The following is an 18100-nucleotide window of genomic DNA, read 5'->3' as shown; positions in this document are numbered from 1 at the left end:
TCACCAGTGGAGAATGGTTCATGAGTGTTTCCAGTTTCCGCCGGACCAGCTGCGACTGATCTTTTCGTATCCAGTCCTTCTGCCCGGCAAGTTCCTGTTGTCGGGTTTCGTTTCTTCCATCGAAACCCCGCCTGATCGCGCCCAGACATTGTGCTCTGTGGCCAAGTCATTCGTGCCCGCAGCGTTCCTCAAACTGATGCGCTGGGCACCATTGAGGGTTTAGGACATTGAGTAAATCCCTGATTTCACGCCGCCCCACCTTTCGGCGTGGCGCCTCCGCAGTGGGCGTTAAAACACCTGCAAGTAGCGAATCGCCACTCCAGCGGCTTGGCTGGAAGCCCTTTTTTCAGCAGCAACTCAGCCTCGATGAGCTGAACGATTGCGAGCCGGTAAAAGTCATGGCGGTACACCGCAGCCAGATCGACGTATGCGGTGAGCATGGGGAAGAGGCCGTACTGGTCAGCGGTGCCCTGTTTGAAGGTGCCGCAGAGCGCCCCACGGTGGGGGACTGGCTGCTGCTGGCACGCGACAGCCGCAAGCCCGTGCGCCGGCTGGAGCGCAGCAGTCTATTCAAGCGTATGGCGCCGGGTGCCAAACAGGTTCAGCTGATCGCCGCCAATGTGGATAACGTACTGATCGTGTCTTCCTGTAATCACGACTTCAACCTGTCGCGGGTTGAGCGCTATCTGGCGCTGGTGAAGGAAGCGGGTTGTCGCGCCTGCCTGGTGCTGACCAAGGCGGACCTGGAGGCAAACCATGCACCATTCCGCGAGGCACTCAGGGGGCACGGTGACCTGCCTGTGGTGCTGGTAAACGCCCTGGACGCAGAGAGTGTCACGCCGTTGCGGGAATATTGCCGCAGCGGCGAAACCCTGGCCCTGCTCGGTTCCTCCGGGGTGGGCAAGTCCACGTTGCTGAACAGCCTCGCCGGGACCGAAGTGGCCGCCACTGGCGGGATTCGCGAAGATGACAGCAAGGGGCGCCACACCACCCGTCATCGTGCGCTTTATCCAATCGTCGATGGCGGCTTGGTCCTGGACAGCCCGGGTATGCGCGAGTTGGCGCTGGCCGATGTCCACGAGGGGCTGCAGGCGACCTTTGCCGACATCTCGGCGTTGGCGGAGAAGTGCCGTTTTGCGGATTGTGCCCATGAGTCAGAACCCGGCTGTGCCGTGCAGCGGGCAATCGAAGAGGGTGAGCTGGATGCCCGCCGCCTGCACAACTGGCGCAAGCTGGAGAGGGAAGTGGCACGCAACAGCAAAACGCTGGCGGAATCGCGAGCTGCTGACCGCTCGTTGAGTCAGTTGTATCGCTCGGTACAGAACCATGCGCGTGCCAATAAAAACCGCACATGATGTTTGCACTGACTTTGCATCAGCACAAAAAAAGGGCCGCGTTTGCGGCCCTTTTTTTGTGGCAGGTGAATTAGTTAAGTGCTGCCTGCCCTACTGAATCCTCCGCCGCGGGGGCCTGGCTGAGGCTGCCGCCCTGAGATTCGATCCAGCGGTTCATACGCGTCTCAAGTACATTGAGTGGCAAGGCGCCGGCACCCAACAGGGCGTCATGGAATTGGCGAATATCAAAGTTACTGCCAAGAGCCTCTTCCGAGCGCGCGCGGATTTCCAGAATCTTCATCTGCCCTACCTTGTAGGCGAGGGCCTGGCCCGGCCACACCAGGTAGCGATCAATTTCCACCACCACATCGTGCTCTGGCTTGGCACTGTTGTCCATGAAGTAGCGAATGGCTTCGTCGCGACTCCAGCCCAGTTGGTGCATGCCGGTATCGACCACCAGGCGCACGGCACGCCACATGTCGTAGGTCAGGGCTCCAAACTCACTGTACGGGTCTTGGTACAGGCCCAGGTCGTAGCCGAGGCTCTCGGAATAAAGCCCCCAGCCTTCCACGTAACCGGTGTACATCTTGGTGCACCGCAGCGGGTGGATATCCTGCTGTTCCTGCGCGAGCGCAATTTGCAGATGGTGCCCGGGAACGGCTTCGTGCACGGTCAGTGCTTCCATTTCCCAGATGGGGCGGCTTTTCAGGTTGTAGGTGTTGGCGAAGAACACCCCAGCGCGCCCGGTTTCCATTGAGCCTGGCTGGTAGTAGGCAGTGGTCTGGGATTTCTCCGAGTACTCCGGAATCCGCTTGATACCGTAGGGCAGCCTGGGCAGGGTGCGGAACAGCGCGGGAATTTCACCATCGATGCGCTTGGCGATATCCCGGTATTGTTTCAGCAGGTCTTCGCGGGTCTCGTGGTAGAACTGCGGGTCGTTGCGCAGGAAATCGGTGAACGCCTTGAAGTCGCCATCGAAGCCGGTCTTTTCAATGATCGCATCCATCTGCGCGCGGATGCGACGCACTTCGGCGAGGCCGATCTGGTGGATCTCTTCCGGGCTCAGGTCGGTCGTGGTCTGCTCACGCACCTTGTGCGCATACCAGCGGATACCGTCGGCGTTTTTGGTGAATGCGGTTTCGGTGCTGGCCTGCGGGATATATTCCCGTTCCACGAATTCGGCAAGGCGCTGCCAGTTTGGCACCAGTGACTTGCGGTAAATATTGTGTGCCCGCGCGCGCAGCCTGCTCTGGCGCGTTACGGTAATGCTTTTCGGCATGTCATTGAATGCCTTAAGCAGCGGGCTCTGTGCGGGATCCTGCGGTATCAGTGCGCGAATCTGGGTGGGCAGGTCGCGCAGGGTAATTTGCGGTGGTGTGAGCTTCTGTTCGATCCCGAGTTCCAGCAGAATTTTCGTTTGCTCGATCAAGCCCGGCAGTTTGTCGAGGCGCGCGAGAATATCTTCATAGTCCGCGGCGGTGCGTTTGGGCATTGCATTTAAGACTGCCGGTACACTGCGCTGGATGCCGCTCATATGATTGATCGGCAGCAGGTGCTCAGGGAACTGGAAGCCGCGTACCTCTAACAGCAAGTCTTGATACAGCAGCTGATAGTCGAGTTGTTCGCTCTCACTGAGCTTGTCTTCATTGAGCCGGCGACTGATGGCAAGTAGCTTGCGGGTCTGGCCTTTGCGGCGCTCGATACTCTTGAGGGATTGATCGGTCCACTCGCGCTCCACACCAGGGTAACCCCGGTAAGTCGCGTTCTCCGGATAACTTTCCATGATCCAGCGGTAGCGAAGATCTTGCAGGGCGCTTAGCTTTTCACTGGCGCTCGTCTTGGGCAGCGCCTCCACGGCTTTGTCGAAGGCGCGTTGCTCCATTGCCTGCGAGTTTGCGCTGACAAGTAGGAGTAATGCAGATAACCCAAGAGTTTTTGCGTGAAGGGTCTTTTTTATGGTCTCAGTTAGGGACATTTAACTACCAGTCTCTATTTTATTTTGCGTGTATTCGAGGAGTTTTACGTCGATGCTAAGGCAGAGCACAGGGTGGAGCATTTGGAAACCGTCGCAAACAGGGAGGCTTGCGACGGAGCTTACAGGGATGTATTCACAGCGGTTTCCAAATGCTCCGCACTGTGATCTGCCGCCACTTTTGAAAACGAATACCCGGTACTTGACCTTCGATTCGACAATTTAGCGCGTTACTTTTTAAATTGCAGCAGCCTGGCCGTTTGACTGCGCCCGATGCATCTGGTTCTGGCGCTCGCGAATCTGTTCCTCGATACCCTTGGCGTCGAGGCCAATTTCTGCGAGTAGTTTTGGGTGCTTGCCGTGCTCAATTATTTTGTCGGGCAAGCCCAGCTGTAGAAGCGGCACCGGGATAATGCGCTGATTCAGATATTCCGATACGGCACTGCCGGCGCCACCAGCGATGGTGTTCTCTTCCAGCGTGACCAGCAAATCGTGGCTGTCCGCCAGCCGGTCGATTAACGCTTCATCCAGCGGTTTCACCCAGCGCATATCCACCAGGGTCGCGCCGAGTTTTTCTGCCGCTTCACGGGCCGGCGCCAGCAGCGTACCAAAACTCAGGATCGCCACATTACTGCCTTCCTGCACAACGCGCCCTTTGCCCACAGGCAGAGCGGTCATGTTGTTTTCAATCTCGATGCCGGGGCCAGTACCGCGCGGGTAACGCACGGCGGATGGGCCATTGTGCTGATAAGCGGTGTAGAGCAGCTGGCGGCACTCGTTCTCGTCAGACGGCGCAGCAATGACCAGGTTTGGCAGGCAGCGCATAAAGGTAAGATCGAAACTGCCAGCATGGGTCGGGCCGTCCTCGCCAACGAGGCCGGCCCGATCGATGGCGAAGGTCACATCCAGGTCCTGGATCGCCACGTCGTGCACCATCTGGTCGTAACCGCGCTGCAGGAAGGTCGAGTAAATCGCCACCACCGGCTTCTGCGCTTCACAGGCGAGGCCAGCGGCCAGGGTGACGGCGTGTTGCTCGGCGATGGCCACATCGTGGTAGCGCTCCGGGAAACGCTCGGCAAATTCCACCATGCCAGAGCCTTCACACATAGCCGGGGTGATCGCCACCAGCTTGTCGTCCTGCTCGGCCATATCACACAGCCACTGGCCGAAGATATCCTGGTACTTGGGGCCTTTCTTCTTCGCGGTTGCCGCTGCTTCCGGCGACACGGCGACCTGTACCTTGGGCTCCGGCTCCAGCTTGTTCAGCGCGTGGTAACCCACCGGGTCTTCTTCCGCAGGGCCAAAGCCCTTGCCCTTGGTGGTAACCACGTGCAGCAGTTGCGGGCCGGGCTGATTGCGCAGGTTGCGCAGGGTGTGTACCAGGTCCTGCATGTTGTGGCCGTCCAGCGGACCCACATAGTTGAAGCCCAATTCCTCGAACAGCGTGCCGGGGGTAATCATGCCCTTTACGTGCTCTTCGGTGCGGCGTGCCAGCTGCCATGCCTTGGGAATGGCCGACAGGATCTTGCGGCTGCCCTCGCGCATGTTCAGGTAGGTCTTACTGGCGAGAATACGCGCGAAGTAGGTGGCGAGGCCGCCCACGTTCTTGGAGATAGACATGCGGTTGTCATTCAGGACCACCAGCATGTCTTTGCCGGTGTGTGCGGCGTGGTTCAAGGCTTCAAACGCCATACCTGCGGTCATGGCGCCATCGCCGATCACCGCGACAACCTTGCGCTCGTCCGGGGAGCCCAGCGCCATGCCCAGTGCGGCGCTGATGGAGGTACTGGAATGCCCGACACCGAAAGTGTCGTAGGGGCTTTCGCTGCGCTTGGGGAAGCCGGACAGGCCGCCCTGCTGACGCATGCTGAGCATCTGCTCGCGGCGGCCGGTAAGAATCTTGTGTGGATAAGTCTGGTGGCCCACATCCCACACCACACGGTCTTCCGGGGTGTTGTAGATGTAGTGCAGGGCGATGGTAAGCTCGACCACGCCGAGACCGGCGCCAAAGTGGCCGCCCGTCTGGCCTACGCAGTAGAGCAGGTATTCACGTAATTCGGTTGCCAGTTCTGGCAGCTGTTTTTCCGACAGGGCGCGCAGCTGGGCTGGCTCGTCAATCTGGTCGAGCAGCGGAGTCTGCGGGCGCTGGCGGGGGATCTCGTCGAACATCAAGGGTCCTGAATCGGGCAGCCTCAGGCGCCGCATGCTTCCGTGAAGTCGAATCGGCGGCCTAAGGTATCAATTGCAACTGATATAAGAAGGGAATTGTATGCCCCCCGCGGAGAGATTGCATCCTGCGCGGCGCACGGCTCCCCGGTCAGTGCCCAACCCGCTGTCCCGCAGCGCCGGACAGCCCCTTACATCTGGTTAAAGCCACCCCAGTATCAGGTAGAGACCCAGCAGCAGCACCACTCCGGCCACCATGCTGCCGGTGAGCCAGTTGCGCGCCATGATGCCGTCGGCGCGGTGGTGGCTGGCCACCCCTTCCACCAGGCGCGCCACGCCGCCAACGGCGACATTGCGCAGGCGGTTGTCGAGCGCGAACAGGCGGCTGAACAGGCCGCGCATGGCATCGGGCACCAGGCGGCGGTAAATCCACTCCACGTCCAGGTTCACTGACGGCAGTTCCGGTGGATACAGGTGGCGCAGGTTCAGCCAAACGAACGCCAGCGCGGAGAAGAACAGCAGCTGCAGCTGGGTCAGCACGTGGGTCACGTCGTAAGGGGTATACGAAATCTCGTAAGGCAGCAGGCTATACAGCGCCTGTGGATAAATACCGATGATCAGACACAGCGCGGCCGCGATAGACATGGCAATCAACATATTCACCGGCGGCTCGCGCGCCGGCAGCTTGGCGTCGTGCGCAAAGAAAGCGAAGTAGGGGATCTTGATGCCCGCGTGGTGGAATACACCGGCGGATGCGAAGAGCAGGATCAGCCATACCCAGTCGTAGCCGTTTTTGATCGCTGCGCTCATCACCATGGACTTGCTGACGAAGCCGCTGAACAGCGGGAAGGCCGAGATGGACGCGGCACCGATGATGCACAGCACCGTGGTCTTGGGCATCTTCTTGTACAGCCCGCCCAGTTCAGAGCCATTGATCTTGCCGGTGACATGCAGCACCGCGCCCATGGACATAAACAGCAGTCCCTTGAAGATCACGTCATTAAACGCGTGGGCCACGGCGCCATTGATGGCGAGTGAGGTGCCGATACCGATGCCCACCACCATAAAGCCCAACTGGTTGATCAGGCTGTAGGCCAGCACCCGACGCAGGTCGTTTTCGATCACCGCATAGAAAATCGGGAAGCAGGCCATGGTGGCGCCGATGTAAACCAGCAGCTCGGTGCCGGGGTAGGCCCGCGCCAGTGCATACACTGCCACCTTGGTGGTGAAGGCACTCAGGAATACGGTACCGGTAGGCGTGGACTCCGGGTAGGCGTCGGTAAGCCAATTGTGGAAAAACGGGAAGGCGCACTTGATGCCAAACGCGAGGAAGATCATCCAGCTGTAGGCATGGCCGTCGAGCCCGATCTGGCCAAATTCGAGGGTGCCGTGGGTCTGGCCGTAGAAGATGATCCCGCCGAGCAGCAGCAACCCGGAAAGGATGTGCAGGGTGAAGTAGCGCAGGCCGGCGACGTAGGCGCGGCCACTGCGACGTGCCCACACCAGGAATACCGAGGTCAGGACCAGAAGTTCCCAGAAAATAAACAGGGTCAGCAGGTCGCCGGCGAACACGGCGCCCAGGGCACTGCCCGCATACAGCATGCTGGCCACCTGTTGCAGCGTGTCGCGTACATGCAGGGCGTAGATAACCGAGATGAGCGCGGCAATATGGAACAGATAACCAAACAGCAGGCTCAGCCTATCGGCTTTGAACAGCAGTAAATTGAAATCGAGAATGGCGTAGTGGCCAAACTCAATACCGGCACCGCCGGCGCCCAGCAGCCACAAGTTGGCCAGGCCAAGTACCGGCACCGCGATAAACAGCACCGCGCGCAGCCAGCCGCGCAGAAACAGCCCGAGCGCAGCAGCGAGAAAGAACGGAATAAACGGTGCAACTTCAAGCACGCTGTTGCCCTCCGTTCAAAGGGGTGTTGGTGTCCTCATGCGATGACATATTGCCGCCATCGCTGTTGAAGTCGGTCAGCTCCCGCTTGTCGTAATAGTCTTCCGGGCGCATCAGAAAGGTGCGCATCCATTTCGCCGCAAATACCAGAATCACACAGCCGACAAAACCGTAGATGGGGTAGAAGCCGGGCAGGCCCTCGAGACGGAACTCGGTGTGGCGATGCAACACAAAATCCGCCGCAAACAGCAGTGCGCACATAACGTAGAACACCCGCAGCATATTGCGGACGTTGTTTGGATTGTCGAAGAAATCCTGTTTTTCACCACTCATATCAGATTCCGGCTTTGATTAGCTGATAGAACGCATCGGGGAACAGCAGCAAGTAAATACAGCCCGTCGCAGTGATGCCGAGGGCGATCAGGGAGGGCAGAGGAGCCTCCTTGATAACGCTCGTTGCAGTTGCCCCAGGAGCACCAGTGACGTCGGCGTCCTGTTCATTACGGGAGAAAAATGCATGCAGCGGGATCGGCAGCAGATAGGCGATACTGAGCAGCGAGCTGATCATCAGCAGCCCCATCAAGATCCACTGTTGCGCTTCAAAGGTACCTAGCATCAGGTACCACTTGCTCCAGGTACCGCCAGTGGGCGGGATGCCGATAATGCACAGGCTGGCGACCAGGAATGCGGTCATGGTGACCGGCATCTGCCGGCCAAGCCCGCGTAGCTGGTGTACTTCGGTCTTGTGTGCGGCCACCAGAATGGCGCCCGCGCAAAAGAACAGGGTGATCTTGCCGAATGCGTGCATCACGATATGCAGCGCGCTGCCGGTCATGCCCGCGCTGGTGGCGAGCAGGGCGCCGAGGGTGATGTAACCCAACTGACTGACGGTGGAGTAGGCCAGGCGCTTTTTCAGGTTTTGCTGGCGCAGGGCAATGATGGACGCGAGCAGAATGGAAACGCCGGCCAGGTACAGCAACCATTCGGTTGCGGGAATCGCCTGCAGTGTGTCGAGCCCGAAAATCAGCAGGCAAATTTTCAGCAGCACAAACACGCCGGCTTTTACGACTGCGACCGCATGTAACAGCGCGCTCACCGGCGTTGGCGCTACCATGGCGGCGGGCAGCCAGCGATGGAACGGCATGATGGCCGCCTTGCCGACGCCAAAAACAAACAGTCCCAGCAGCACCGACAACAGCGTCAGCGAGGTGCCCGGTGCGAACACACCGCCCTGCTTGAAGGACAAAGTGCCTGCGAGCAGCCAGGTGGCGATAATCGCCAGCAGGAAAAAGCCCACCGAAGTCCCGAGCAGGATACCCAAGTACACACGTCCGCCGGCGCGGGCCTTGTCCGTTCCCGCGTGAGTGACCAGCGGGTAAGTGCACAGGGTCAGTACTTCGTAAAAAATAAACAGGGTGAACAGGTTTTCCGCGAAGGCGATACCCATCACCGCGCCTATGGAAACCGCAAACAGGCTGAAAAACCGTGTCTGGTTTTTTTCCCCATGCCCACGCATATAACCAATGGCGTAGAGGGTGGTGATGATCCACAGGAAGCTCGCAACCAGCGCGAACATCAGGCCGAGTGGCTCTACGCGGAAAGACAGTGCCAGCCCCGGCAGAATATCCAGCCAGTAGGCGGCGATTACCTGGCCATCCAGCATTGGCTGGTATAACTGGGTGACGGTAAAAAACAGCGTGCTTGCTGCAATCAATGAAATCGCTTCGCGTACATTTTCCCAGCGGGCGCTGAGCTGAATACCCACCAGTGCGAGCAGCGGGATCAGCAGGGTCAGTTGTAGCAGGTTAGAGGTATTCATTGTGCACCACCTCCCAGCAGAAATTGCGCAGCGGCGGTACTTACCTCAACGGGCAGGCGGGTGTCGATGCCGAAATAGATATTCGCTGCAATCAACAGCCAGGCAGGAAGCAGAATACCCAGCGGTGCTTCCCGTTTCTCCACCGCACCTTGGTCACCTTGTGGTGCCTGAAAATAGGCTGCTTCCACCAGTTTCCAAATGTAGGCTACGGCCAGTAGCGAGCCGAGGATGACCAGCACGGCGACGCCCCAGAATTGCTGCTCGATGGCTGCCGCAATCAGGTACCACTTGCTGACAAAGCCGACGGTCAATGGCATGCCAATCAGGCTGATACCACCGACCACGATAGCGGCCATGGTCCAGGGCATGGTGCGGCCAAGCCCGCGGAAGTGTTCGATGCGGCAGCCACCAAGCTGATAAACCAGCCCTGCCAGTACAAGGAACAGCCCACCTTTCATCAGTGCATGGTTGAACAGGTGCAACAGCGTGGCCTGCAGGGCGGTAGCGGTACCGATACCGATGCCCACTACCATGTAACCGATTTGCGCCACGCTGGAAAAGGCCAGCATGCGTTTGATGTTGGCCTGGTAGATGGCGACGATGGAGGCGGCAAACACGCCCACCAGACCGAGCCCAATCAGCAGCGTATCCAGCGGCAGTTGCGCGCGGGAAAAATCCACCCCGAACACGGTAAAGGTAAAGCGCAGCAGCAGGTACAGGGCAACCTTGGTGGCGGTAGCCGCGAGAAAGGCGGTAACGATGGACGGTGCACAGCTGTAGGCATTGGGCAGCCACAGGTGCAGCGGGAACAGCGCCAGCTTCAGGCAGATACCCACAAAAATAAACGCAAACGCCGCGAGTACCGTACTGGATTCACTGAGCGGTGGAATACGCTCGGCCAGGTCCGCCATGTTCAGCGTCCCGGTCATCATATACAGGAAACCGATACCGATCAGGATAAAAGTGGCGCCGATGGTGCCCATGATCAGATATTGGAATGCCGCCCACAACGCGCGCCGGTCCTTGCCCAGCGCGATTAGCGCATAGGTGGAGAGTGAGGAAATTTCCAGGAATACGAACACGTTGAAGGCATCGCCGGTGGCCACAATGCCGAGTAGGCCGGCAAAACACAGTAGGTACAGCGCGTAAAACACGGTCTGCTGGCTGGCCCCGAGTTCCTTCTGCACACTGGTGTGGGCCGCACTCAGCACCACGCTGCTCAGCGCGGTGACAATGAACAGCACCCAGGCATTTAACAGGTCAATGCGGTATTCGATTCCCCAAGGGGCCTTCCAGCCGCCCAGCTCATAGGTAATGGGGCCCGCGGCGTAGACCTGCTGCAACAGCAACACACTCACCACCAGCGCGGCAATACTCACCGCCAGGGTAAACAGCCACACCAGGGTGGTCCTGCGAATCAGCAGGCAAGAGGGGGCCGCCATCAGCGGCAGAATGACCTGCAAAATAGGAAGATGTGCCAGCATGGTTTACTTCTCCTTACCGGCTGGAGCTTGAGGCTGCGGGTGGATTTCCGGTACGGCCTGTTCCTGCCGCGCCTCCGCGGCCTGGATATCCCGCTCCTCGATGGAACCGTACGCCCGCTTGATGCGAATGGTGAGCGCCAACGCCAATGCGGTGGTGGCGATACCCACAACAATGGCGGTGAGAATCAGTACGTGGGGCAACGGGTTGGAGTAGAGGCTTTCCCCCTCGCTCAAGATCGGTGCGCCACCACCATCTACCTTGCCCACGCTGATATAAAAAATAAAAACCGAGGTCTGGAAAATATTCAGCCCGATAATTTTCTTCACCAGGTTGCCCTGGGCGATGACCATGTACAGGCCGATCATCATCAATGCGATAACGATCCAGTAGTTGTAATGCGATGCCAGTAACACCTTATCCGGCCCCCTGTTCATGAGTTTGCAATGCGGACAGCGCAAGCTTGGCTTCCGCTTCCGGCGCATTGCCCGCGGCTGGCTGCGTATCCGTTGCCGAAGCTTCCAGTTCGCGGTCGCGCAGTTGTGCGGTAAACAAATAGGAAATCATGATCATTACCGCGGCCACGGTGATGCCCACACCCAGTTCGATGGCGATAATGCCGATGTGCTGCCCGGTAACGGCATCGCCGGCCAGCGCGCTGTAATCCAGAAAGTTTTTACCGCTGGCAAAACTTAATAAACCGGTGCAACCAAACACCAGCACACCGACCGCAGACAATAGTTGCACCAGTCCATGGCTTGCGACCTTGCGTACCGCATCCAGGCCAAACACCAGGCCGTAGAGGATAAAACCGACCGCGAAGATCACCCCCGCCTGGAAGCCACCGCCAGGGCCGTATTCACCGTGAAACTGCACATAAAGTGCATACAGCATGATTGGGGCGATCAGGACCTTGGCCACCACGCGCAGCACAATATCCCGCGACTGTTGTTGCACCAGAGATTGTTCGAGCGCGCGCTGTGGCGTGGGTGCACTGGATATTAGCAGCGACAGTACCCCGAGCCCGGCGGTAAAGATCACCACCACTTCACCAAAGGTATCGAAGCCGCGGTAGCTGGCCAGCACCGAGGTGACGATGTTGGGGATACCAATTTCTGCGCGGGAGTCTTGGATATAGTGCGGGGCCACGTGTGCCTGGGCCGGCGCATTCGCATCGCCAAACGATGGCATGTCGACCGTGGCGGTGATCAGCAGGGCGCCTACGGTGACGACAAGTGCGATGGCCAGGCGGGCGCGGTCGCGATCAGCGCGCTGATAGCGGCCGCACAGGGCCAGGGTCAGCAGGATCAGCAGTGGTGAAATCCCCGCACCCACCGCGGCCTCGGTAAAGGCGACGTCGACAGCCCCCATGGTCATGAAAAAACCCGCCGATAGCAGTCCGTAGATGCCGGCAAGCATGGCCGCGGCAAACAGGTCCTTGATCCAGGCGATAGAAACAGCGGTGACCAGTAGCAGCGCTAGCAGTGCGATATCCAGCAACAGGTCCATCAAGATTCCCCCCCGGTTGCTTTATGTATTTTTGTCATTGATTTTATGAGCCCTCGGCGGCCTCCATCCTGGAAGCCGGCGTGCTGGTCTCGGCCGTCGGGCGGGAGACATCTGCGGGGCCGTTATCCACGGGTGCGTGCGTCAGGCGCAGGGCGCAGAGCTGAGCCGAGCGCGCCAGTGCGTGGCTGGCCGTGGGGCTGGTGAAGAAAATAAACAGCATGATCAGGGCCAGCTTGAACAGTGCCAGGCTCCACCCGGCCATCAGCATCAGGCCACTGAGAATCAGCACGGTTGCGAGGGTGTCGGTAACGCCTGCCGCATGCATGCGGGAATAAAAGTCGGGAAAACGCAGCAGGCCGATTGCGCCCGTCAGCATAAAAAAGCAGCCAAGAAAAAGTAACAGGCCGCTGGTATAACTCAGCAGTACATCAATCACTTGCTACCTCCCCTGTACCGTTCTGGGTACCATCCTGATGCCTGCTGCGAAACTCAAAATAACGTAGGACCCCTATCACACTGACAAAGTTGATGAGCGCGTAGACGAGGGCAATATCCAGAAACTCGGGCTTGCCGAAGGTGAAGCAGATGACTGCAATCAGTAGTACGGTTTTGGTTCCGAACATGTTCACCGCGAGAATGCGGTCGTGAATAGAGGGCCCCTTGATTGCACGCGCTAATGCCAGAGACATCACCACGAGCAAGGCAATCAGTGTTGCATTCAACATTCGTTTTTCTGCCCTGTAGTGCCTGCAACGGCGTGTTGTTCTGTTAGTGCCAGGATCTGCTTTTCCATGTCCCCCTGCTTGAGTTCATTCAGCCCACTCCGGGTCAATGCATGGACCAGTACCGAGTCTTTATCCACATCGATGGCCACGGTACCGGGAGTCAGGGTAATTGAATTGGCATACAGCACCTTGCCGAGATCCGACTTCAATCTGGTGGGGATTCGCTCGCTGCACGGGGAAATAGTCTCCCTGCGTGAAAACAAACCGCCCCACACGCAAGCGGCGACTTCCAGGTTGCTGGCGATGATCTTTCGCCATAGCCACAGGTAATAGCCGGGGAGGGTCGCCCACAATTCAAGCGGCAGGGATTCGCCGTCCACCACTTTCATGCGCCGGGCAATCAAGATGACGAAAACAACGGAGATCAGTCCGAAGCAAAGCAGCAGTGGCGTGTACAGGCCGGAATTGGTGAGCCAGATAAACGCGAGGACAGCAAAAAGACAAAAGGTGTAACGCATGAATAAGTGACTACAAAATCTTGATAAAAACCTTGGCGGAGGCGTCCGGCGGTCAGGCGCGGTCGCGAAACCGGTTCAGGGGTTAAGTACATCTTTGCAGCGATAGTTATTTTCCAGAACTGCCAGCATTGCGGATTCTGCCGTTGCCCCCTCGGCAAACGGTTGCGAAATTTCTGCCACTTCGGCAATCAGGGTATCGACGGTTGCACTGGCTGGCAGGCAGTAACGGCTGCTGAGGCGTTGCTCCGCTTCATCGGAAAGTCGACTGGCACGGGTTTTAATGGCCCGGGCCACAAATTCGGATGGGCGCTCTTCTGCGGCGACAATATCTTTGCTCGCGGACAGATAGCCGTGAATAAACGCGCGGCAGCTGGTCGCGTGCGCGCTTTGCTGGTCGGCCTTGTAGGCCTTGCACGCCTCGATCAGCTTCGTTGCCGTAAGAGGTCCAGCAAGTACATCGGTTGTCAGGCCAATTGTCAATGCGACAACGGCCATCGGGACAATTACTGTGCGCTGTTTACGCTGCATACTCGTCGCCTTTTATTCTTATGTATGTGCTCGGGGCTGGGCAGGTGAGGGCTCGGGTGCTTCTTGTAGTGTTACTGGTAGTGTTACTGGTTCAACCAAAGAGCGCTCGACTTCCCCTGCAGCCGCACCTAAATCTTGCAGAGTTTTCGACTCTCGTCAAATGTGCGCTTCTGCCAAAAGTGTTGATTTTTTTGGCTGAAGTCATTGGTTTTGGTCGTTTTGGGGGTAGGCCTGTTGCGTGGAATGCGGTGAGTACGCAATGTTTCATAAGTTTTTCGAGAAAATCATTAGCGCGCATTACCGCTCCGTACATCGATGAAGCGCCGCAGCTTTGACAGCGAAAAAGGGTAGGGGTGGGAAGGTACGGGAAGAGACGAGAAGGAGCGGGAATGGGAGAAAGCGTGCTGCGCACTGGGTGCAGACAGAGAACCGGTTTTGGAATCTGGTCACGGCCCCGCCTGCGGGAATTGGCGCTTTTAAGCTCTTTTGGTCAGGCCGGTCATGCACATGCCGCGGTTAACGCAAAGCACCTAACTCAAAGTACCTAACTCAAAGCATCTAGCGAGACACGCCTGATAATGGTCCCGGATTAATGGTCCGGGATTAATAGCCCCGGATTAATAGTCCCGATTGACGATGTAATCCGCCAGTTGCTGAAGAACACGGAAGTTGCGCTTGTCCGCCGGGGTAGAGATTTCCTGCAGGGCCTGGTGGGCTTCCCGATGCAATTCTTTTGCCTTGGCCTGTGCGCCATCCAGCCCCAGCAGCGATACATAGGTGGGCTTGTTGCGCGCCGCATCAGCGCCCTGGGTTTTCCCCAGGGTTTCGGTGTTCGCGGTTACATCCAGAATGTCATCCTGCACCTGAAATGCCAGACCGATGGCTTCGGCATAGCGGGTGATCGCCGCCAGCTGTACTTCGTTGGCGCCGCCGATCAAGGCTCCAATACGGGCACTGGCGGAGATCAGGGCACCGGTTTTCAGGCGGTGCATATGCTTGAGTTGCTCCAGTGTCAGCGACTGGTCCACCGCGGCGAGGTCGATGGCCTGGCCCGCCACCATGCCACGGGCACCGGAAGCCCTGGCCAGCTCGGCGATGAGGCGCACTTTCAGGTCCGCCGCCAGCGGGGCGCCAGCGAGCAACTCGAATGCCTGGCACTGCAGGGCATCGCCGGCGAGGATCGCGGTGGCCTCGTCGAACTGGATATGGCAGGTCGGGCGGCCGCGGCGCAGTGCGTCGTCGTCCATCGCTGGCAGGTCGTCGTGGACCAGGGAGTAAGCATGTACACACTCCAGCGCTGCCGCGGCGGCATGGCAGTTTTCTGCGCAGGCTTCGCCCCCGAGGGCGAGTGCCGAGGCATAGACCAGCGCGGGGCGCAGGCGTTTACCTGGGCCCAGGGCCGCGTATTGCATGGCTGCGAACAGCGTTTCGGCCTGGCTCTCGTCGCTCAGGGCCGCCGTCAGGGTCCGTTCGACCTGAAGGCTTGAGGACTGCAGGAAGGCTTTCAGCGTGGCGGGCATGGGAGCCGGAGAGGAAATAGGGGCAGGGCTACTCACTTACTTGCTCACTTACTCCGGTTCTCCGGGGCGCTGGTCAGCGGCGTCAAACGGCAGCTCCTGTACCTGCCCGTTTTCTTCCATCAGAATTTTGACCTTCTGTTCGGCGCTGGCCAGCTTTTGCTGGCACTCGCGGGTGAGCTTCACCCCGCGCTCAAAGTCCGCCAGGGCCTCGTCCAGTGGCAAATCACCGCTTTCCAGGCGCTCCACCAGCTGTTCCAGTTCTTCCAGTGCACTCTCGAACGTAGCGGCTTTCTTTTTTGCGGCCATGGCGAATTCTCTGATAGGTCTTGCAAGTGCGGGCAACCTTAGCGGCTCGTGATAACGCGGTCAACGCCACACCCCCTGCGACAATATGGCGCAGTTGCGCGCCGGGGATTTCCGATAGCATTCCCGTTATCGATGATACCGCTCTATAAGGAAATCGCTGTGCGCGCCCCTGTTGCTTTTTTGACCTGCCCTCTCGCCCTGGCTGTAAACCTCTCGCTGCTATCTGCCCCATCTGCACACGCGGCAGAGTCGGCTCTGGCAGGGACTCTCTTGGTAGACAGCGCTCTGGAACAGGTAGTTGTCACCGCGACACGCGAGGCCAAGGCGCGCTCGGAACTGGCGGAATCGGTGGGGGTGATCACGGAAGAACAGCTGGAACAGCTCACCCCGGCGCACCCCGCCGATGCCCTGAACCGGGTAGCCGGGGTGCATGTGAATAACCTGGGCGGGGAGGGGCATATGACCTCGATTCGCCAGCCCATCTCCACTGCCGGGGTCTACCTGTTTCTGGAAGACGGTATCCCCACCCGTCCTACCGGCTTTTTCAACCACAACGGCCTGTATGAGATTAACGTGCCGCAAAGTGCGCAGCTGGAAGTTACCAAGGGGCCGGCTTCGGCACTCTACGGCAGTGATGCCATCGGCGGGGTGATCAATGCGGTGACCAAGGCGGCACCGGAACAGGCGGAGCTCTCACTGAATGGCGAGCTGGGAGCCGATGGTTGGCAGCGTGCGTTGATTTCCGGTGGCAATAAAATTGGTGAGCGCAGTGCACTGCGCGTGGATTTGAACAGCACCGCCAGCGATGGCTTCCGCGAGGAAGCGGACTACACCCGTACCTCAATGAGTGGTCGCCTCGACAGCCAGTTTGCCGAGGGCTGGGACAGCAAGACGGTACTGTCCTATTCCACCATCGACCAGAGCGGTACCTCCAGCCTGGAAGAAGACGACTACCGCAATAATGTGGAGAAGAACCGCTACCACGGTGACATCGGCTACCGCGAGGTGGAAGCCCTGCGCCTGTCTTCCGAACTGGCCTATACCCCGGATGAGTACAGCCTGGTGACGGTAACCCCCTTCTACCGTCACAACAGCACCGCCATGATGCCCAGCTGGATGGTGACTTACGATCCTAATATCCGCGACACCGAGTTCAGCTCCTACGGCCTGCTGCTGAAGTACCGCCGTGATTTCGATCGCGGTGAGGTTATTGTGGGGCTGGATGCCGATTACACGCCGTCGGAATATCGTGAAGAGCGTATTACGGTCAGCCGTGAGGGCGATATCTACACCGACTATGCGCGTACCGGCGAGTTCACCTACAACTTTGATGCAGAGCAGACCTCCGTCTCTCCCTATGTACATGTGGAATACGCACCCACTGCGCAGTTGCGCTTGTCCGCGGGACTGCGCTACGACGTATTTGACGTGGAGTATGCGGATCGGCTGGATACTCCCAATGACGATCCTGCGCACTTCCGCCCGGCTTCACAGAGTCGCGACTACGACAACCTGAGCCCGAAACTGGGCGCCGTATACAAGCTGAGCGACAACCATCAGCTCTATGCCAGCTATCGCCACGCCTTCCGCGCACCTACCGTGGGCACCCTGTTCCGCCCCGGCTCCTCCACCGGTACCACCGAGCTTGAGCCGGTGACCAGTGTCAGCCAGGAAATCGGCTTGCGCGGTGTTGTTGCCGAAGCCGTGAACTACGAGCTGGCGGTGTACGACATGGCCACCGAAAATGACATTGTCAGTTATATCGAGGGTGACACCCGCAAAACCACCAATGCGGGGGAAACCAGCCACCAGGGCGTGGAGCTGAGTGTGCAGGCACCTCTGGGAGAGGAGTGGCAGTTGGCCCTGTCTTATGCCGCCATGCAGCAGGAATACAAGGATTACTCCTATGTATTCAGCCAGTTCAATTTCGCCTGCTTCTGCATGGTCAGTGAAAACCTGAACTTTGCCGGCAACGATATCGGCAAGGCACCGCGTACTGTGGGCAATCTTGCGCTGGCCTATACCCCGCTGTGGCTGAGTGGCCTGCGGGTAGAGCTGGAGTGGTCCCACACCGGCGGCTATTACACCGATGAAACCAACACTCAGGAGTATGCCGGTCACGACCTGCTGAACCTTCGCGCCACCCACGATTTCAGTGATGACCTTTCCGTGTACGCGCGCCTGTCTAATGTCACCGATGAGCGCTACTCCACCTACACCTCGAATCAGGTCGGTGATCCGGACCTCAGCTATCGCCCGGGACTGCCACGCTCCATGTTTGCGGGCGTGCGCTATCGCTTCTGATTGTCGTGGCAAGA

General features: G+C 58.8%; 16 protein-coding genes. 2 read left to right on the top strand and 14 right to left on the bottom strand.

Features of this window, described 5'->3' with window-relative positions; genetic code table 11:
- The first annotated feature begins 227 nt into the window (after positions 1-227).
- The gene (rsgA, locus tag AS89_RS0106695; RefSeq protein WP_010131699.1) at positions 228-1355 is read left to right on the top strand and encodes a ribosome small subunit-dependent GTPase A; all 1128 of its coding nucleotides are present in this window, start codon (positions 228-230) and stop codon (positions 1353-1355) included.
- Between the two features lie 70 nt (positions 1356-1425).
- On the opposite strand, the gene AS89_RS17105 is transcribed toward rsgA, so the two are convergent.
- The 14 genes from AS89_RS17105 to xseB all read right to left on the bottom strand — a co-directional run bounded on the left by AS89_RS17105 (position 1426) and on the right by xseB (position 15782).
- A complete protein-coding gene (locus AS89_RS17105) occupies positions 1426-3216 on the bottom strand; it encodes a DUF885 domain-containing protein (RefSeq protein WP_010131698.1) in 1791 nt (596 codons plus the stop codon).
- Between the two features lie 327 nt (positions 3217-3543).
- The gene (dxs, locus tag AS89_RS0106685) at positions 3544-5475 is read right to left on the bottom strand and encodes a 1-deoxy-D-xylulose-5-phosphate synthase (RefSeq protein WP_010131697.1); all 1932 of its coding nucleotides are present in this window, start codon (positions 5473-5475) and stop codon (positions 3544-3546) included.
- 198 nt (positions 5476-5673) lie between these two features.
- Positions 5674-7377 carry a Na(+)/H(+) antiporter subunit D gene (locus tag AS89_RS0106680; protein WP_010131696.1) on the bottom strand — a complete coding sequence of 568 codons (1704 nt, stop codon included), beginning with the start codon at positions 7375-7377 and terminating at the stop codon, positions 5674-5676.
- Positions 7370-7708 carry a hypothetical protein gene (locus tag AS89_RS0106675; protein WP_010131695.1) on the bottom strand — a complete coding sequence of 113 codons (339 nt, stop codon included), beginning with the start codon at positions 7706-7708 and terminating at the stop codon, positions 7370-7372. Before AS89_RS0106675 ends, AS89_RS0106680 begins: the two co-directional genes overlap by 8 nt.
- Position 7709: 1 nt before the next feature.
- Positions 7710-9194 (bottom strand): proton-conducting transporter transmembrane domain-containing protein, encoded by a 1485-nt coding sequence (locus tag AS89_RS0106670; RefSeq protein ID WP_010131694.1) that lies wholly within the window; start codon positions 9192-9194, stop codon positions 7710-7712.
- On the bottom strand, positions 9191-10678 hold the full coding sequence (locus AS89_RS0106665) for a monovalent cation/H+ antiporter subunit D family protein (RefSeq protein ID WP_010131693.1): 1488 nt from the start codon (positions 10676-10678) through the stop codon (positions 9191-9193). The genes AS89_RS0106670 and AS89_RS0106665 overlap by 4 nt, the downstream gene beginning before the upstream one ends.
- 3 nt (positions 10679-10681) lie before the next feature.
- Positions 10682-11092 (bottom strand): cation:proton antiporter subunit C, encoded by a 411-nt coding sequence (locus AS89_RS0106660; RefSeq protein WP_010131692.1) that lies wholly within the window; start codon positions 11090-11092, stop codon positions 10682-10684.
- A gap of 1 nt (position 11093) precedes the next feature.
- On the bottom strand, positions 11094-12185 hold the full coding sequence (locus AS89_RS0106655; RefSeq protein WP_010131691.1) for a DUF4040 domain-containing protein: 1092 nt from the start codon (positions 12183-12185) through the stop codon (positions 11094-11096).
- Between the two features lie 43 nt (positions 12186-12228).
- Entirely contained in the window at positions 12229-12621 is a 393-nt protein-coding gene (gene mnhG, locus AS89_RS18160) for a monovalent cation/H(+) antiporter subunit G (RefSeq protein ID WP_010131689.1), read from the bottom strand.
- On the bottom strand, positions 12614-12910 hold the full coding sequence (locus AS89_RS0106645) for a monovalent cation/H+ antiporter complex subunit F (RefSeq protein ID WP_010131688.1): 297 nt from the start codon (positions 12908-12910) through the stop codon (positions 12614-12616). The genes mnhG and AS89_RS0106645 overlap by 8 nt, the downstream gene beginning before the upstream one ends.
- Positions 12904-13428, bottom strand: coding sequence for a Na+/H+ antiporter subunit E (locus AS89_RS0106640; RefSeq protein WP_010131687.1), 525 nt, complete (start codon positions 13426-13428; stop codon positions 12904-12906). Before AS89_RS0106640 ends, AS89_RS0106645 begins: the two co-directional genes overlap by 7 nt.
- A gap of 75 nt (positions 13429-13503) precedes the next feature.
- Positions 13504-13956, bottom strand: coding sequence for a Rap1a/Tai family immunity protein (locus AS89_RS0106635; RefSeq protein ID WP_010131686.1), 453 nt, complete (start codon positions 13954-13956; stop codon positions 13504-13506).
- A gap of 617 nt (positions 13957-14573) precedes the next feature.
- Positions 14574-15476 carry a polyprenyl synthetase family protein gene (locus AS89_RS0106630; protein ID WP_010131685.1) on the bottom strand — a complete coding sequence of 301 codons (903 nt, stop codon included), beginning with the start codon at positions 15474-15476 and terminating at the stop codon, positions 14574-14576.
- A 48-nt stretch (positions 15477-15524) separates the two neighbouring features.
- Entirely contained in the window at positions 15525-15782 is a 258-nt protein-coding gene (xseB, locus tag AS89_RS0106625) for an exodeoxyribonuclease VII small subunit (protein WP_010131684.1), read from the bottom strand.
- Between the two features lie 270 nt (positions 15783-16052).
- Between xseB and AS89_RS0106620 the strand changes: the two genes are divergently transcribed.
- The gene (locus tag AS89_RS0106620; protein ID WP_158217347.1) at positions 16053-18086 is read left to right on the top strand and encodes a TonB-dependent receptor; all 2034 of its coding nucleotides are present in this window, start codon (positions 16053-16055) and stop codon (positions 18084-18086) included.
- Positions 18087-18100 lie beyond the last annotated feature (14 nt).

This window comes from Microbulbifer agarilyticus S89 (genome assembly GCF_000220505.1).
Taxonomy (GTDB): domain Bacteria; phylum Pseudomonadota; class Gammaproteobacteria; order Pseudomonadales; family Cellvibrionaceae; genus Microbulbifer; species Microbulbifer agarilyticus_B.
Note: the sequence above shows the minus strand (reverse complement) of the source record. Positions and strands in the feature narration are given on the sequence as shown.

Bases quoted from the DNA above. Each gene is read 5' to 3' on its own strand.
- AS89_RS17105 (WP_010131698.1), bottom strand. From the start codon at position 3,216: ATGGAGCAACGCGCCTTCGACAAAGCCGTGGAGGCGCTGCCCAAGACG.
- dxs (WP_010131697.1), bottom strand. From the start codon at position 5,475: ATGTTCGACGAGATCCCCCGCCAGCGCCCGCAGACTCCGCTGCTCGAC.
- AS89_RS0106675 (WP_010131695.1), bottom strand. From the start codon at position 7,708: ATGAGTGGTGAAAAACAGGATTTCTTCGACAATCCAAACAACGTCCGC.
- AS89_RS0106670 (WP_010131694.1), bottom strand. From the start codon at position 9,194: ATGAATACCTCTAACCTGCTACAACTGACCCTGCTGATCCCGCTGCTC.
- AS89_RS0106665 (WP_010131693.1), bottom strand. From the start codon at position 10,678: ATGCTGGCACATCTTCCTATTTTGCAGGTCATTCTGCCGCTGATGGCG.
- AS89_RS0106655 (WP_010131691.1), bottom strand. From the start codon at position 12,185: ATGGACCTGTTGCTGGATATCGCACTGCTAGCGCTGCTACTGGTCACC.
- AS89_RS0106645 (WP_010131688.1), bottom strand. From the start codon at position 12,910: ATGTTGAATGCAACACTGATTGCCTTGCTCGTGGTGATGTCTCTGGCA.
- AS89_RS0106640 (WP_010131687.1), bottom strand. From the start codon at position 13,428: ATGCGTTACACCTTTTGTCTTTTTGCTGTCCTCGCGTTTATCTGGCTC.
- AS89_RS0106635 (WP_010131686.1), bottom strand. From the start codon at position 13,956: ATGCAGCGTAAACAGCGCACAGTAATTGTCCCGATGGCCGTTGTCGCA.
- AS89_RS0106630 (WP_010131685.1), bottom strand. From the start codon at position 15,476: ATGCCCGCCACGCTGAAAGCCTTCCTGCAGTCCTCAAGCCTTCAGGTC.
- xseB (WP_010131684.1), bottom strand. From the start codon at position 15,782: ATGGCCGCAAAAAAGAAAGCCGCTACGTTCGAGAGTGCACTGGAAGAA.